A 16471-nucleotide genomic window follows, 5' to 3' on the forward strand; every position below is an offset into this window, starting at 1 on the left:
TACTCGAAAAGACCATTACGAAGGAGCGCGATCATAGCAAACCTGTGCGCTTTTGGAGTATCCGCAGCTTTTGCATGAATATCGCTCATGTTGGTGCGGCCGTCATAACGGTAGAATCGTCGCCTTTTTTACACAATCGGGATCAGCAGCATGCCGTACCGCGTCATCAGTTTATGGTTGCTGGTCCTGAGCGGGAGCGTTGCGGCGCAGGATCCTGCTGCTCCTTCTTCTATTTCCTATACCCGGGACATTCAGCCGATTTTTACCGAGAAGTGCGTGGCGTGCCATGCCTGTTACGACTCGGCGTGCCAGCTCAATCTGGGCAGTGGCGAAGGCGCCGCTCGTGGCGCGAGCAAGATGCCGGTGTACGACGGCGAACGCACCCAGGCAGCACCCACCACCCGATTGTTTTACGACGCCTTCGGCAAGCGCGCCTGGCAGCAGAAAGATTTCTATTCGGTGCTCGACGCTCAGGGCAGTCAGGCCGCGCTGATGGCGCGCATGCTCGAACTCGGCCACAACACGCCGCTGACGCCGAACGCCAAGCTGCCCGAGGACATTGTCCTGGGGCTCAATCGCAACAATCTCTGTGCAATGCCCGCCGAGTTCGACGGCTACGCCGGCGCGCACCCGAAGGAGGGCATGCCGCTGGCAGTCACCGGTCTGACCAACCAGCAATATCAGACCTTGCAGCGCTGGCTGGCGTCTGGCGCGCCAATTGACGAGCAGAGTCTGGCGCCCAATGCGCAAGAGGCCATGCAGATCCTGCAGTGGGAAAACCTGCTCAACGCCCCCGGCGCGCGGCAAAGTCTGGTCGGGCGCTGGCTGTTCGAACACTGGTATCTGGCGCACATCTATTTCAAGGACGGCGAGCCGGGGCACTATTTCCAGTGGGTGCGTTCGCGCACGCCGAGCGGGCAGCCGATCGACCTGATCGCCACGCGCCGCCCGAACGACGACCCCGGCACGCAGGTGTATTACCGCTTGTGGCCGGTGCAGGGAGTGATCGTGCACAAGACGCACATCACCTATGCGCTGAGTGCGGCAAAAATGGCCCGCGTCAAAAGCCTGTTCTACAGCGGTAACTGGCAGGTCAATGCGCTCCCAGGTTACGGCCCGCAAAGCCGCGCCAACCCGTTTGCGACCTTCGAGGCGATTCCGGCTCAGGCGCGCTATCAGTTCATGCTCGATAACGCCGAATACTTTGTTCGCACCTTTATTCGCGGGCCGGTGTGTCGGGGGCAGATCGCGACGGATGTGATCCGCGACAACTTCTGGGCGTTGTTTCAGGCACCGGAACATGACCTCTATATCACCGACCCGAACTACCGTGGCCAGGCCACACCGTTGCTGGCGATGCCGGGGCAGAACGACGATGTCGGCAGCGTGCTGAGCCTGTGGCGCAACTATCGCGACAAGCGCAACGAATACGAAGCCCTGCGCCGCGACAGCTACGCCGATCTGCCGCCGCCGAGCTGGTCGACGCTGTGGGCCGGCAACGACAACGCGCTGTTGAGCATTTTCCGTCACTTCGACAGTGCGTCGGTGACCAAAGGCCTGATTGGTGAAGTACCGCAGACGATGTGGCTGTTCGACTATCCGCTGCTGGAACGCACCTACTACCAGCTCGCGGTCAACTTTGACGTGTTCGGCAACGTCTCCCATCAGGCGCAGACGCGCCTGTATTTCGACCTGATCCGCAACGGTGCCGAACAGAACTTCCTGCGCCTGATGCCGGCCGACTCCCGTGAGGATTACCTCAATGATTGGTACCAGGACGGCGGGCAGTTCAAGATGTGGCTCGATTATGAAGCCATTGATGACGACAAGCCGACTGCCCTGAAACTCGACGAAAAGGACCCGAAGCGCGATTTTGCGATGCAATTGCTGGCGCGTTACGGTGACCTCAATGCGCGACCTGATCCGATCAATCGTTGCGATGGCGCTTACTGCTCGCGGCCGAACATCGACCCGGCACTGCAAAACGCCGAGCAAGCCTTGAGCCGTCTCGCCTCGCGGCCGGCGGCGGGGCTGAAAGTCATCGACCAGATGCCCGAAGCAACCCTGCTGCGTGTCGAAACCGCCAGCGGCAAGCGCGAGGTCTACAGCCTGCTGCGCAATCGCGCGCACAGCAACGTGGCGTTTTTGCTCGGCGAATCACGGCGTTATCAACCGGGGCTCGACACCCTGACCATTTATCCTGGCGTGCTGACCAGTTACCCGAATTTCATGTTCAACGTGCCGGCCGAGCAGGTGCCGGCGTTTGTCGATGCCATGGAAAATGCCAGGGATGCCAACCGGTTCGAAAAAATCGTCGAGCACTGGGGCATCCGCCGTAGTCATCCGCAGTTCTGGCTGTATTTCCATGACTTGAGCCGATACATCCACGAAACCGAACCGGTGGAAGAGGGTGTGCTGGACATGAACCGGTACGAGAATCTTTGAGCAGACAACGACGCAGGCTTGTGGCCTGCGTCTTTGGGTGCGTCAATGCTGAACAGCGCTCATGTCGGGTCGGTCGCTGACGCGACGCCAGCGGCCCTCAAGGTTTTCCAGTAATCAGAGCCGTAATCGAGGAACAGTTCGGTGCCTGCCGGAATCTTCTCCCATGCGAGCAAAAAAACCATGTATTTGCCAACATAGATCGAGCCAACGTTCTCGACGCCTATGTTGGCCTGGCCGGGCACATTGACCGCATTGATCAGGCTCAGCACGTTGCTGTTGCCATGACCGCTCAGAGTGGCGCCCTTCGTTGCCGTTGCGAAGAGAAACGTGCTGACTTTCTCGGTGGATTTCTCCAGCATTTCCGCCCGTACGGATCTGGTCGTGCGGTGCAGTTTGCCGGTGTAAGGTCCTAGCACTTCGAAAGGCTCGATGTCGACTTTGGCAAATACCGACAACCCCCGTTCCGGGCCGTCGAGCGGTCGTCTGACCTCGAGTCGACTGGCCAGCCTGTCATGATGGCGGCCTTCATCGGCGATCCATTCCTGGACGTCTTCGGTGATTCTTCGTGTCATTTCCTTGAGTCTGGGACCCTCGAACCCCGCGAGAAAGCGATTGGTTTCGGTGATGGTGATTTTGTCGATATCACCCTCAAGTTTGCTCGTGAGGCTGATTCTGACATCCGTCGGGTCCTGAAGAATGGGGGCATTGTTATTGATGTGATGCCCAAGCGAAGGGATCAGGTCTGCGTCGCGCGGGGTTTCAGGCGCAGCATTGTCCAGGCGAGGTCGTTTGGAACTGCCAGCAACCGGCGGCGAAAGTGGTCCTGTTTCGCGGGGCGAAGGCGGCTGTGGTAACTGCCAGGAAGCGGATTTTATCCCCGTGCCGGGGGGTAGGGACTTTCGAGCACGCATGAGCGCTGAATCCGAGGCAGCGAGCAATTGCAGACACTCTGGCACCGCACTTCTCAATTCACCCCGATCATTGACAAACGTTGACCAGAGTACCGGGTCGAGATTGTTGTCATCGAGAAACGTACCCATGGTGCTGGCGGAGCCGGTGGCGATGTAACGCACGCGCCATTGCTCGATGTGCTCTGCGGTCAAAGGCGTGAACGCCTGGTTATGGGCATATTTCTCCAATACCTTTCCCGGTGCCCGAAACGAGCCATCGGTGTTGACGTGGGTAATGAAGTCCTGCGGGTCAAGATTGTGCGTGGCGGCGAAGCCTTCGCGGCTGAGCGTGCTGCGGCCTTCCTGCGACATGCTGCGCCACTCCCGCAGATGCTCGTAGGTGACAACCGTACGCGCGGTGTCGGCCCGATCCAGTATCTGTTGGCCCAGCGGTTTCAACTGCCCTTCTGTGTGGACGAATTGCCTGAAGGCGGCCGGGTCCAGCCGATGTTTTTTCGCAAACGCCTCAAGGGTGACCTCCAGCACATGCTCGCTGAACCGCGACCATTTTTGCAGATGCAACGGTGTTGTCACGTTGGGGTCATCAGGCGCGCCGCCTCTGACCCGGATTTCCCTGCTGTACCAATGGCCGGGCTTTACCGATGAGAGGTTGATCGACAGGTCACGGTTGTTCTTCGGGTTGACTAGCACGACCGAGAAGCTGTTTTCCCCGTTTTGCGCGGTTTCCTGAAGGAATCCATACGAGTTTTCACGTATCTGGTACACGGCGACAGTCCCGTTTTCATCGATGTTGCAGATGAATTTCTGGTTGTATTCAGGACGGAAAAAGATTCCTCGCGAGTCGGCCTGGAGGCCGGAAATCCAGTGGGGCTGAACAGCGTAGGGCTGCAACAACGGACTGCTGTTGCTCATCACTCTCACCGGCTCGCGGTAGCGAGGGCCGAACGCCTGCCCGGACAGCGCATCGATGAGCCGATAATCCGCCGCGCCGACGCTGCCGACGTTGCGCATGGGAATGTCAGCGATTCCTTCGACGGTGCAGAGCCGGTCGCCGGGTTGGCGCGGTGCCCAGGTGTTCGGGTCGACTGCGATCAAGTGCTGAACGCTGACCGTTCCGTCGCGCAACTGGGCAATGCCCAGGCGTGCCTGGCGCATTGCCGCCGCGCCGAGCTTGCGCAGGGTAAAGCGACCGAGCTTGAGCAATGCCAATACCGACTCCAGCGGGTTGAGTTCGCGCAGCGTCGATACCAATAGAGTTCGCGTCAGACCGGCAAATTTTGGCAGGGCGAGGCGCAGGCCGAGCGTGCCTGCCTGGCTGACCAGGCGGGTACAACCGGCGAGGTATTTTCCGATGGGCAGCGCAAACGAAACGATGTCGGTGAACAGGCCGAGCCCGCCGCGCTCGATGCGTTGCGGCTCGCCGGATGCCAGATCATCAATGGCGCCCCAGAACGGTACGAACATTTTTCCCCAGAAGGTGAGGTCCTCGAGAAAATCCCGGCCGATGTCGGTGCTGCGTGTGGCCTTGCGGGTGTCTTCGAGCAGGGCCGATTCATCTTTATAGAACAATTCGCGAGCAATCATCGCCGCGAGATTCTCCGCCCGGGCAGAGGTCAGGTTATTTGCCGCAAAGGGCAGGGTGCGTGCCGCTACGTCGGGGGGGCGCTGCTCAATGGCAACCGCGGCGAATTTTTCGCCGACCTGCTCCATGATCAAGGTGGCGTGCTGATGCGCTCCGGGTTTCGAGCCGTCGCGGTAGGCTTCCCAATCGAACGGCAATTGGGTGCCTTTTCTGAATGAACCCCGGCTTGTTCGACTGCTGGAGCCAACGCTCTCGACCTTGATCTCACCGCCAACTGGCAGCGAGTCGATGTCTTTGCGCAAGCGCACGATACCCGCTCGCGGAAAGACTTCAATGTAGCGGACCTTTGCCGGATAGACCGGATTGATCATTCGCAGAATGAACCCGCAGCGGCCACGCACGGCGTCGGTGTTGGCTTTGTTCTCATGTTCGACCTGCATGTCGTTCAGCGGCAGCCGCAGCGAGTAAACAGTCACTTCGTCCCGCTCCAGATCACCCCGGCATGCAGGCAGATATTGGGCGAGCAATGTCTTGATCAAACACTTATAGGCGGCTCTTGGGGTGACCAGCCAGGCATGAAACGCCTGGTCATACGCTGCGTCCGAGGCATAGCGAAAGCGACTGGGTGGGGTCAGCGCGAGGTTTTTCAGGGCATCGAGCATTTCTTGCTCATGCTGTTCCAGCGTGCTCAATGCCAGCTCTATTTCGCTGACCGGATAAGCCGTCTGACGTGTGGCGAACAATCCCATCGCCGCTGCCCACTCCACCGTCGGGCGGACTTTGGCGGCGGCAACCAGTCGCTGTTGCTCGATATCGTGCGCAAAGGCCCGGAAATGCTCCGCCGGCAAATTGAGCAACTGTTCGAAGGTCATGTGCCGGGAGGAGCCGGGCGCGACGGATTCGGCAAGCATGAAACCACTCCTGAAATTGACCCAGGTGCTGGACGTGGCGTACGGCAGTGCGTCGGGAATATCCTGAACCCACGCTTCGCTGGCCACGTTGCTCTTCATGATGGCCATCGCTAACAAGGCAATAGGCCGCTCGACCGACAGTGATCTTTGGAAGTGCTCGATCAACGATTCGTGGATGGACGAATAGCCACAACCGGGCCCGATCAGTATCTGCAGTTCGTTTTGATAGTTGCCGTGCGGGCCCGGTTTTACGCTCAGCCAGAGCGCTCGCCACAACAACCTGGTCAGTACACTGGCCGGGCGGTTTTGCTCGTTCTTCGCGGTGTACCAATCCAGTGCTGCGGCAATACGTTGTGCCAGTTGCAGGTTGCTCGCCGATTGCAGGGCTGTTTCCAGCAGCGCTACCGGCGTGGTTTGGCTCAACTTTGCAAATTTGCCATTGGATTTCACCGGTACGACATTCGCCAATAGGCAGCGTGATGTCTCGGCTTCGATTTCGCGGACAACCCGGATGATCGTTTCGTCGCTTTCAGCGCTGAACAAGTGCTCGAAGTCACTGACGGCCCCGTGATGCCCAAGCAACCATAACGCGCGATGCTCCACCAGATTGTGCAGCAGGCGCTGCCAGTCCGCCTGTGTGGCGGGACGCCGTGGGATCAGCGCGTACCAGGCCAGAACCTGGTCGAACCGCACGGAACCGTCGCTTTTGACCCCGTTGCCGACTTGACGGTAGATATCGAGCAAGACATCAACATCGATCGACCAATACATCGGAACGTCTCTCAGCGTTACCGAGTGACCGGCGATCGGGAAAACTTCCGCCGGGTCAGGTGTCGGCGACTTCGTGGAACTCAACTGGACGGACAGGAAGTCGTACAGGAAGTCGTTGCCTAACAGCGATTGATCGACCGTGGCTGGCGTGGAAAGGTGCGTTATGAAATCTTCGTCTGCCTCGAGTTTTTTCAATACACGAAAGGCTTCCTTGCATTCGCGCTCCAATTCAGAGGCGGCGGGCGGGTGGTAATAGAGCTCACTGGCATCCGTGTTGAAGTTGTCGTCGATGAGCCCATGCAGGTAACTGATCAGGTGGTTGAGATCCTGCAACCTGCGAGGCGGCGTCTTGTTGTAGAAACTGGATAACGAAATAGACATTCAAGGCCTTTGAACCGTAGCGGCTGGAAAAATAGTCGAAGGCCTTGAATATAGGGGCATGGAAAACCGGCAAAGGTATACATATATATGGGGGCGAATGTGCTTGGGTTTCCATTTGTTAACAGCCACCCGTTGATCAAGCGCTCATTCGTCGCCACCGTCAGCGAGCAGGCGAGGGCACACGTGCGGCTTTTTCCGACAAAAACACTGGGACTTTGTCCCGCGCTCCGATTGGCGTAAACTGCGCCCAAGCCTGCGAGGAGTTTTTATGACCGCTATTACCATTACCGACGCCGCCCATGATTACCTGGCCGACCTGCTTTCCAAGCAGAACACCCCCGGCATCGGCATCCGTGTCTTCATCACCCAGCCTGGCACCCAGTACGCCGAAACCTGCATTGCCTACTGCAAGCCGGGCGAAGAAAAACCTGAAGATACTGCGCTGGGGCTGAAAAGCTTCACTGCTTATATCGATTCGTTCAGCGAAGCGTTTCTCGATGACGCCGTCGTCGATTACGCCACCGACCGTATGGGCGGCCAGTTGACCATCAAGGCGCCGAACGCCAAGGTGCCAATGGTCAATGCCGACAGCCCGGTCAATGAGCGCATCAATTATTACCTGCAAACCGAGATCAACCCGGGGCTGGCCAGCCACGGTGGTCAGGTCAGCCTGATCGATGTGGTCGAGGACGGCATTGCCGTATTGCAGTTCGGTGGCGGTTGCCAGGGCTGCGGCCAGGCAGACGTGACCTTGAAGGAAGACATCGAGCGCACCCTGCTCGAGCGCATCCCGGAGCTCAAGGGCGTTCGCGATGTGACCGACCATACGCAGAAAGAAAACGCCTACTACTAAGACGTTCGCTGCGAGCATGAAAAACGGCGCCCCGTGAGCGCCGTTTTTTTATGGGCAATGTTCGCCGACCCTGTCGGCGGAACTGCTCGCAAAGGTGCTTCTAGGGGCGATAAAGGTGCGCATGCCCGGCGCGATACAACGATGACTCGCTGAACACCTCACTGCCCAGCACCCGCCCGACCAGAATCAGCGCCGTACGCCGAAACCCTTTGGCCTCGACTTTCCCGGCAATGTCCTCCAGCGTGCCAACCACCCAGTCCTGATCTGGCCATGTCGCCCGGTGAATAACGGCAATCGGGCAATCCGCGCCGTAATGGGGCAGCAATTGAACCAGTATCTTCTGCAGATGATTGACGCCCAAATGAATGGCCATGGTCGCGCCATGTTGCGCCAGACTGGCCAGTTCCTCGCCGGCCGGCATGGCAGTCTTGTCGGCGTAACGGGTCAGAATCACGCTTTGTGAAATGTCCGGCAGGGTCAACTCGGCGCCGAGCAGCGCTGCGCATGCCGCTGTGGCAGTCACGCCTGGAATGATCTCGAAGGGAATGCCGAGCTCGCGCAGATAGCGAATCTGCTCACCGATCGCTCCGTACAGACTCGGATCTCCGGAATGCACGCGCGCGACGTCCTGGCCTTTGGCATGGGCACTCTTGATCAGATCGATGATCTGTTCCAGGTGCAGCTCGGCACTGTTGACCACGCTATCGGCCCGGTGACCTTCCAGCACTGCCGACGGCACCAGCGAGCCAGCGTAGATAATCACCGGGCAGGCGCGGATCAGGCGCTGGCCTTTGACGGTGATCAGTTCCGGATCGCCGGGCCCAGCGCCGATAAAGTAGACGGTCATCGTTAAATCCTAGTAAAGAGGCGCAGCTGCACTGCAGATGAAGTGTGCTCATGATCGATGGCGACGATTATCGGGATTTTATGCAGCGCCAGCCAATGCCAGCGTGGCCTGCGCATATTTCTGCCGCGCAATGAACAGTCTCGCCGGCGCCTGGATCAGTTGCTCGGCCATTGCCAGCGCGGCGCTTTCCGCCACGCCGTAGCAGCCGGTGCGCTCAAAGGCGATCTGTGATTGATGGCTGAGACGCTGTTGGTAACCGGCCAGTTCGGCACTGCTGAAAAACCGCAAGGGCAGGTTCAACTGTGTGGCCAGTTCCAGCAGACCCGGTTCGTCACGCTTCAGATCGATAGTGGCTAACGCCTTGACGGCTCGCAGTTCGATGCGATGCGCCTGCAGGGCTTGATCGAGTAACGCGCGCAGCGTACTGGCCGGGCAGCCGCGCTGGCAGCCCAAGCCAACAACCAGCGTCGGCGCTGCGCGGTCATTGATCATGCCTGATAGTGCCCTGCGCTTTTGCGGCGGAACAACCAGGCACTGATCAGGCCCAAGGCCAGCCAGAACGCTACGTTAGTCAACTGAGAAGCGATTTTGAACTGGGTTTCCAATGCCTCCGGCGCGAGCATGGAATGCACCTGTGGCTGCGGCGCGCCGATCACATGCGGCACTGCAAGAATCGCCACTCCGAGAATCTTCATCAGCCAGTGACGGCTGAAGGCGATCAGTGCCAGACCGACAGCGGTCGAAGCAGCAGTGCCAATCCACCATATTTGTCGCGATGCCAGATCGGCGGCTGCCGTGCCCGGCAATTCTGGCGGCAGCCCCAGCGTTGGCGCGAGAACGAACGTGGCGTAACCGGCCAGCCCCCAGAGCAGACCTTGCGAAGTCCGGGTCGGCGCGCGCAGGGTGTAAAGGCCAGCGAGCATCAAGGCGAAACCCACTGCCACCACCAGATTGCCACCGGTGGTCGAGACCACGCGCTGCCAGCCGTCTTCGGGCTCCCAGGCTTCGCCATCGTGGCTGTGGGCGGCAGTGCCAGCGGCGTGTTCGTGAACTTGCACGACCGGTTCGGATTTCTCGAAGGTTTCGGCCTGCAGAATCAGTGGTGATACCCAGAAACTCTGCAGCAACGTCAGCAGCAGGGCGGCCAGCAAGCCGGTGAACCCCGCCGTTTGCGCGATACGCTTGATCATGTCGGCAGGTCTCAGTGGCAAGGGAACGCAGCGCTGTGGCGGGTATCGTGGGCAGCGTTGTGCACTGCTTCGATGTGCGAGAAACCGGCGAACCAGACCAGACTGGCGCCGAGGATCGAGGCGAAGAGGGCGGCGGCCACGCGTTGGCCGAGAGTGGTGGTGCTGGAGATGTGGTCAGTGTGGCTGACGGTATTGCTGATGATCGACATAGCGCTTCCCTCTGAAATGTCAGCGGGTGAATAGAGCGCAGGAAAATCCCTGCGAGTCGGGCACGCAGGGATTTCGAACAGCGCCCGCCCACCGCGGGTTTGTTGGTGGTCAGCGGCGCTTGCGCGCGCTGGGTGTTGCGGGCCGGTCTCCGGGCTCACGAGGGGTTGGTTTGTCACCGACCTGCAAGCGTCACCTTCCCATGCCAGGGCACAGTGGATTTGACGCTTCGCTCGCTTACCGTTGCGGGGGCAGCACCGGACTGACATGGCTTTGAGTAAAGCACATGATTCACCGGTTTCCCGTTTCACCCTGTGAAGGGCACCCGTAACAAGGTGTGCAGGAGAACATGGGTTTGGGTTTTTAGTCAATTTCCGGGGAGTTTTCGGTGCTGCGGTGGGGGCATTTTCTGATGTTTTTGTGTGTATATTCGTTGCTGCGGGTGTTGCTGATTACGGTTCCCCCTTACGGCGAGGCACTTTTTCCAAACGCCGAAAAAGTACCCAAAAAGGCTTGCTCCTACGTTCGGCCCTCGCAGGCTCGGGTTCCTTCGCTGCGGGACTGATCCGGGCGCAGCGGCTCCGGTTTGCTTCGCTGCACCTACACTCGCTGTGTACAACTGCGTCGTACGGTCGCTGCGCTCCCACGCCCGGATCAATCCCTCCGCTCAGCCTTCCGACGTCGCCGGTGGATCAAGATCAAGAGCACTCGAGCTTGCGCTCATTGTTGAGTGGGGCGGCTTCGCCGCGGGCAGCTGCGCTGCCTTGCTTTTTGCTTTTTGTGGGAGCGAGCCCGCTCGCGAAGGCGGCCTGACAGCCGACCTGGTCTTGCAGCACGCGATCCGACTGTAGGAGCTGCCGAAGGCTGCGATCTTTTGATCTGGCTTTTGCTTTTGATCTTTTGCCCCTTCGGCAGGCTTCGTTATGGGATCGCTCCGGGTGTGTGATCACAGCTACCGTACGACGCAGTCGTACATCTGGAAAAGGGAGTCGCTGGAGCGAAACCGCACGCCGCTGCACCCGTAGCAACGGATATACCCCCAGTTTCAGACTCACCGACCATTGACCCACGACGGACCCATGCGTAGCCTTGCGCTTTCGAGGTTCTTCGGCACTCGCCGAAGCTAAGAAGGGAACGCGGTCAAAGCCGCGGCTGCCCCCGCAACTGTGAACGGTGAGGTTCGTTGCCACGCCACTGCCAGCTCAGCCAATGAGCCAGCGGGAAGGCGCAGCGAATGCCAGGCCCAGCGCCTGAACACCGTCAGCCAGGAGACCTGCCTCGTCACAGATTCTCACTACAACCGGGCGGGGTGATCCGGTGGCGAATGCTTCCGGCGTACACACGCGCTGCCGGTTCTCGTCCCGTATGCCCGCCGCTTGCCAAAGGGCATACCGATGAAAACACTGGCCAAACTCCCCGTCACCATCGTCACCGGTTTTCTCGGTTCGGGCAAAACCACGCTGCTACGGCACATGCTCGACAACGCTCAGGGCCGGCGCATCGCGGTGATCGTCAACGAGTTCGGCGAGTTGGGCATCGACGGTGAAATCCTCAAGCAATGCACCATCGGCTGCACCGAAGAAGAGGCCAGCGGCCGCGTATACGAATTGGCCAACGGCTGCCTGTGCTGCACGGTGCAGGAAGAATTCTTCCCGGTGATGCGCGAACTGGTAGCCCGTCGCGGTGACCTCGATCACATTCTCATCGAAACCTCGGGCCTGGCCCTGCCCAAGCCATTGGTGCAAGCGTTCCAGTGGCCGGAAATTCGCAGCGCCTGCACCGTCGATGCGGTGATCACTGTGGTCGACAGCCCGGCCGTCGCCGCCGGCACGTTCGCCGCGTTCCCGGATCAGGTCGATGCCCAGCGCAAGCTCGATCCGAACCTCGACCATGAATCGCCGCTGCACGAGCTGTTCGCCGATCAACTGGCGAGCGCCGATCTGGTGATCCTCAACAAGGCCGACCAGACCAGCCCGCAAGACTTGGCTCGCGTACGCGCTGAGGTCGCCGAAGAGCTGCCGCCAGCGGTAAAAATCATCGAAGCCAGCAACGGTCGTTTGCCGCTCGACGTCTTGATTGGCCTCGGCGCTGGCTCCGAAGAACACATCGATAGCCGCCACAGCCACCATGATCACCATCATGACGGTGATGACGATCATGACGACCACGATCACGACGCCTTCGACTCGATCTCCATCGAACTGCCGCAAGCCGACGAAAGCCTGCTGCTCGACGCACTGACGCAATTGGTGGTGCAGCACGGCATTCTCCGTGTCAAAGGTTTCGCCGCCATCCCGAACAAACCGATGCGCTTGTTGATTCAGGGTGTAGGCACGCGTTTCGACAAGCATTTCGACCGTCAGTGGGGCGCTGAAGAAGCGCGCGTCACGCGTCTGGTGCTGATTGGTCAGGCACTGGATGCCGTGCAACTCGAAGCGCAATTGCGCGCCGCGCTCAGCGTTTAAGCCATGCACCTGCTCAGGACTCAGCCCGGCGGATTCGTCTCGGATGACAACATTGCCGACCTCGGACAAACCCCCGCCGAGCTGGTGATCCTGTGCAGCGGCGATTCCAGCCTGGCGCTGCTTGCCGAGGCGGCGCAGCAGCTGCCGGATGATTATCCGAGCTTGCGTCTGGCCAACCCGATGCAGGTGCAGAATCATGCGTCGGTCGATTTGTACGTGGACGAAGTGCTGCGACACGCCAAGGTCATTCTCATCTCGCTGCACGGCGGCATCGCCTATTGGCGCTACGGCGTCGAGCGGCTGATCGAACTGTCCGAACGCGGCGTGCAACTGATTCTGGTACCGGGCGATGACCGTCCGGACCCGGAGCTCAGCGACTTGAGCACGGTCAGCGCTCAGTCACGCGATCGACTCTGGCAGTTCCTGCGTCAGGGTGGCATGGGCAATGCGCTGGATTTCTTCCGTTGCCTGGGCAACCAATGGTTCGCCCGCGATTACCCGTGGAGCGAGCCGCAGACCCTGCCGCGCACGGCCATTTATCACCCACGGAAAAACACCGCCGCCCTGAGTGACTGGCAAGCCGAATGGCTGCCCGATCAACCTGTGGCGGCGCTGTTGTTTTATCGCTCGCATCTGCAGGCCGCGAACACCGCGTTCATCGATGTGTTCTGTCAGCGTTTGCAGGCGGCCGGGCTCAATCCGCTGCCGGTCGCAGTGGCCAGTCTCAAAGAGCCAGCCTGCCTGGCGGTGGTCGAGGATTGGCTGGATGAAGTCGAAGCGGGGGTGATTCTAAACACCACCGGGTTCGCCCAATCGAGCCCGGAAGCACCGCATCTGCGCCCGTTTCGCCGCAATATCCCGGTGATTCAAGCGATCTGCGCCCAAGACAACGAGCCCGGCTGGCGCGCCAGCGAGCAGGGCCTCGGGCCGCGCGACCTGGCGATGCACATTGCCTTGCCGGAACTCGACGGGCGCATCATCAGCCGGCCGATCAGCTTCAAGGATCTGGCCTGGCGCAGCGAGCGCAGTCAGTCCGACGTGGTTTGCTACCGCGCCCAGCCCGAGCGCATGGATTTCGTCGCCGAACTGGCGCGGCGCTGGATTGATCTGGCGCGCGTGCCCAATGGCGAAAAACGCATTGCGCTGATCCTCGCCAACTACCCGACCCGCGACGGTCGCATCGGTAACGGTGTCGGTCTCGATACGCCGGCGGCAGCGCTAAACATTCTGCGGGCATTGCGCGGCGAGGGTTATCCGCTCACGGCCGAGTTGCCCGACAGCGGCACCGAGCTGATTCAGCAATTGCTCGGCGGCGTCAGCAATGACCTCGACAGCCTCGATCTGCGCCCCTGTCAGCAGAGCCTGGCGATGGACGATTACCTGGCAATGTTCAACGCGTTGCCGCAGGCCAATCGCGCTGCGGTGCTCGAGCGTTGGGGATCGCCACACAATGATCCGATGTGCCGCGACGGTCGCCTCATGATCGCCGGTCTGCGTTTCGGTCTGACCTTTGTCGGCATCCAGCCGGCCCGGGGTTATCAGGTCGATCCGAGCGCGGTCTATCACGACCCGGATCTGGTTCCGCCGCACGGTTATCTGGCCTTCTACTTCTGGTTGCGCAACACCTACGGCGCTCATGGCGTGATCCATGTCGGCAAACACGGCAACCTCGAATGGCTGCCGGGCAAAGGTGTCGGCCTCTCGGACAATTGCTGGCCGGACGCGCTGCTCGGGCCGCTGCCGAATATCTATCCGTTTATCGTCAACGATCCGGGCGAGGGCGCCCAGGCCAAACGGCGCACGCAGGCGGTGATCATCGACCACCTGATGCCGCCACTGACGCGCGCAGAAACATATGGGCCGCTGCGCAATCTGGAGTTGCTCGCCGATGAATATTACGAGGCGCAACTGCTTGATCCGCGCCGCGCGCGTGAGCTTCAGCGCGACATCCTGCAATTGGTCCGGGACACGCAGATCGACCGCGAACTGCAATTGGACGCTGCGCTGGACAGTGACGCCGATGCGGCGATCTGGTTGCCGCGTCTGGATACTTATCTGTGCGATCTGAAGGAATCGCAGATTCGCGATGGTCTGCACATTTTTGGTGAATCGCCGAGCGGGCGCTTGCGCATTGACACGTTACTGGCGTTGCTACGGATTCCGCGCGGTGATGGCAAGGGCGCACAGTCGAGTCTGTTGCGGGCGTTGGCCAAGGCGTTTGAACTGGGCTTTGATCCGCTGGATTGCGCGTTGGCCGATCCGTGGAGCGGCGCGCGTCCCGGCGAGTTGCAGTCCGTCAGCGATGAAGTCTGGCGCACCGCCGGCGACAGCCGCGAACGCCTCGAATTGTTTGCCACCGACCTGATCTCCCAAGCACTGGATTTCCCCTGTGGGAGCGGGCTTGCTCGCGAAGGCGGAGTTTCAGTCGACGACCCTTTGCCTGACACACCGCTTTCGCGAGCAAGCCCGCTCCCACAAGGACCGGGGTGGGCTGAGGTTGATTCGATACTCGAGCATCTGCGCGAAGTCGTCGCCCCACGCCTGGACGCTTGCGGCGCGGCCGAAATGCGCGGGCTGCTCGATGCGTTGCGCGGTCGTTTCGTCCCCGCCGGCCCCAGCGGCGCGCCCAGCCGTGGCCGCCTCGACGTGCTGCCGACCGGGCGAAACTTCTATTCTGTAGATGTGCGCAACCTGCCCACCACCACGGCGTGGCGCATCGGTTTCCAGTCCGCCACGCTGATTCTCGAGCGGCACCTGCAGGATCATGGCGATCACTTGCGTCAATTGGGCTTGTCGGTCTGGGGCACCGCAACCATGCGCACAGGCGGCGATGACATCGCCCAGGCCATGGCGCTGATGGGGGTGCGCCCGGTCTGGGCCACGGGCAGTCAGCGCGTGGATGATTTCGAAATTCTGCCGCTGAGTCTGCTCGATCGCCCAAGGGTCGACGTGACGCTGCGGGTCTCGGGGTTTTTCCGTGATGCGTTTGCCAATCTCATCCGCCTGTTCGACGCCGCCGTGCAAGCGGTGGCCGCGCTGGACGAACCGGATGACTTGAATCCACTCGCCGCCAAAGTGCGTGCCGAACGCGAGGCGCTGTTACAAGCGGGCGCCGACGAAGACACTGCGCGGCGTCAGGCCGGATGGCGGATCTTCGGCGCAAAACCGGGTGCATACGGCGCCGGGGTGCAAGGCGCGATCGATGGGCGCCTGTGGCAGACCCGCGAAGACCTCGCCGAGGTCTACCTGAATTGGGGCGCCTACGCTTATGGCGGTGTAGACGATGGCACCGCCGCCCGCGAGCAATTCAGTCAGCGCCTTAGCCAGGTGCAAGCGGTGCTGCAAAACCAGGACAACCGCGAGCATGACTTGCTCGATTCCAATGATTACTACCAGTTTCAGGGCGGTATGCTCGCGGCAGTGGAAAGCCTGCGCGGCGAGGCGGCGGCCAGTTATCACGGCGATCACAGCCAGCCGGATCTGCCGAAGATCCGTACCTTGAAGGAAGAACTGAACCGCGTCGTGCGCTCGCGAGCGGTGAATCCGAAGTGGATCGACGGAGTCAAACGGCACGGCTATAAAGGTGCGTTCGAACTGGCGGCGACGGTTGATAATCTGTTCGCCTTCGACGCGACGACGCAATTGATCGACGACCATCAATATGCCTTGCTGGCGGATGCGTATTTGCTCGATTCGGCGACGCGGGATTTTGTACGTGAACATAATCCGCATGCGCTGCGCGACATGACCGAGCGCATGCTCGAGGCGCAGCAGCGGGGGATGTGGCAGGAGCCTGGGGCCTATAAAGAGGCGCTTGAAAACCTCCTGCTGGACATTGAAGAAGACACCTGACACACCGCGATTCCCTGTAGGGCCGAGCCTTGCAGTTGAAGCAATTCACCGACCAT

At 60.5% G+C, this 16471-nt stretch carries 9 protein-coding genes and 2 riboswitches; of the genes, 4 read left to right on the forward strand and 5 right to left on the reverse strand.

The genetic code is table 11. The features are described from left to right. Positions 1–150 precede the first annotated feature (150 nt). On the forward strand, positions 151–2445 hold the full coding sequence (locus CXF97_RS16525) for a fatty acid cis/trans isomerase (RefSeq protein WP_101159407.1): 2295 nt from the start codon (positions 151–153) through the stop codon (positions 2443–2445). Between the two features lie 59 nt (positions 2446–2504). Here CXF97_RS16525 and CXF97_RS16530 read toward each other — a convergent pair whose 3' ends face one another. Next, positions 2505–7001: an SET domain-containing protein gene (locus CXF97_RS16530; RefSeq protein ID WP_101159408.1), complete on the reverse strand. Its 4497-nt coding sequence runs from the start codon at positions 6999–7001 to the stop codon at positions 2505–2507. A gap of 268 nt (positions 7002–7269) precedes the next feature. Here CXF97_RS16530 and nfuA point away from each other — a divergent pair, with 268 nt between their 5' ends. Beyond that, positions 7270–7854, forward strand: a complete 585-nt coding sequence (gene nfuA / locus CXF97_RS16535) for a Fe-S biogenesis protein NfuA (protein WP_101159409.1) — start codon at positions 7270–7272, stop codon at positions 7852–7854. A gap of 100 nt (positions 7855–7954) precedes the next feature. On the opposite strand, the gene cobM is transcribed toward nfuA, so the two are convergent. The 4 genes from cobM to CXF97_RS16555 all read right to left on the reverse strand — a co-directional run bounded on the left by cobM (position 7955) and on the right by CXF97_RS16555 (position 10100). Next, positions 7955–8701 carry a precorrin-4 C(11)-methyltransferase gene (gene cobM / locus CXF97_RS16540; protein WP_101159410.1) on the reverse strand — a complete coding sequence of 249 codons (747 nt, stop codon included), beginning with the start codon at positions 8699–8701 and terminating at the stop codon, positions 7955–7957. A 78-nt stretch (positions 8702–8779) separates the two neighbouring features. Beyond that, entirely contained in the window at positions 8780–9193 is a 414-nt protein-coding gene (locus CXF97_RS16545) for a cobalamin biosynthesis protein (protein ID WP_101159411.1), read from the reverse strand. Then, on the reverse strand, positions 9190–9891 hold the full coding sequence (locus CXF97_RS16550; RefSeq protein WP_101159412.1) for a CbtA family protein: 702 nt from the start codon (positions 9889–9891) through the stop codon (positions 9190–9192). The genes CXF97_RS16545 and CXF97_RS16550 overlap by 4 nt, the downstream gene beginning before the upstream one ends. Before the next feature lie 11 nt (positions 9892–9902). After that, complete coding sequence (locus tag CXF97_RS16555; RefSeq protein WP_101159413.1) at positions 9903–10100, reverse strand: CbtB domain-containing protein; 198 nt, start codon at positions 10098–10100, stop codon at positions 9903–9905. Positions 10101–10222: 122 nt separating this feature from the next. Continuing rightward, positions 10223–10442: riboswitch (cobalamin riboswitch) on the reverse strand. A gap of 739 nt (positions 10443–11181) precedes the next feature. Next, positions 11182–11394, forward strand: a riboswitch (cobalamin riboswitch). Between the two features lie 98 nt (positions 11395–11492). On the opposite strand from CXF97_RS16555, the gene cobW reads away from it, so the two are divergent. Together cobW and cobN are read left to right on the forward strand one after the other, a co-directional pair. Beyond that, the gene (cobW, locus tag CXF97_RS16560) at positions 11493–12563 is read left to right on the forward strand and encodes a cobalamin biosynthesis protein CobW (protein WP_101159414.1); all 1071 of its coding nucleotides are present in this window, start codon (positions 11493–11495) and stop codon (positions 12561–12563) included. 3 nt (positions 12564–12566) lie between these two features. After that, complete coding sequence (cobN, locus tag CXF97_RS16565; RefSeq protein WP_101159415.1) at positions 12567–16415, forward strand: cobaltochelatase subunit CobN; 3849 nt, start codon at positions 12567–12569, stop codon at positions 16413–16415. Positions 16416–16471: the final 56 nt, after the last annotated feature.

The sequence above is a fragment of the Pseudomonas sp. Choline-02u-1 genome, from assembly GCF_002836515.1.
Taxonomy (GTDB): domain Bacteria; phylum Pseudomonadota; class Gammaproteobacteria; order Pseudomonadales; family Pseudomonadaceae; genus Aquipseudomonas.

Bases quoted from the DNA above. Each gene is read 5' to 3' on its own strand.
- CXF97_RS16525 (WP_101159407.1), top strand. From the start codon at position 151: ATGCCGTACCGCGTCATCAGTTTATGGTTGCTGGTCCTGAGCGGGAGC.
- CXF97_RS16530 (WP_101159408.1), bottom strand. From the start codon at position 7,001: ATGTCTATTTCGTTATCCAGTTTCTACAACAAGACGCCGCCTCGCAGG.
- nfuA (WP_101159409.1), top strand. From the start codon at position 7,270: ATGACCGCTATTACCATTACCGACGCCGCCCATGATTACCTGGCCGAC.
- cobM (WP_101159410.1), bottom strand. From the start codon at position 8,701: ATGACCGTCTACTTTATCGGCGCTGGGCCCGGCGATCCGGAACTGATC.
- CXF97_RS16545 (WP_101159411.1), bottom strand. From the start codon at position 9,193: ATGATCAATGACCGCGCAGCGCCGACGCTGGTTGTTGGCTTGGGCTGC.
- CXF97_RS16550 (WP_101159412.1), bottom strand. From the start codon at position 9,891: ATGATCAAGCGTATCGCGCAAACGGCGGGGTTCACCGGCTTGCTGGCC.
- CXF97_RS16555 (WP_101159413.1), bottom strand. From the start codon at position 10,100: ATGTCGATCATCAGCAATACCGTCAGCCACACTGACCACATCTCCAGC.
- cobW (WP_101159414.1), top strand. From the start codon at position 11,493: ATGAAAACACTGGCCAAACTCCCCGTCACCATCGTCACCGGTTTTCTC.
- cobN (WP_101159415.1), top strand. From the start codon at position 12,567: ATGCACCTGCTCAGGACTCAGCCCGGCGGATTCGTCTCGGATGACAAC.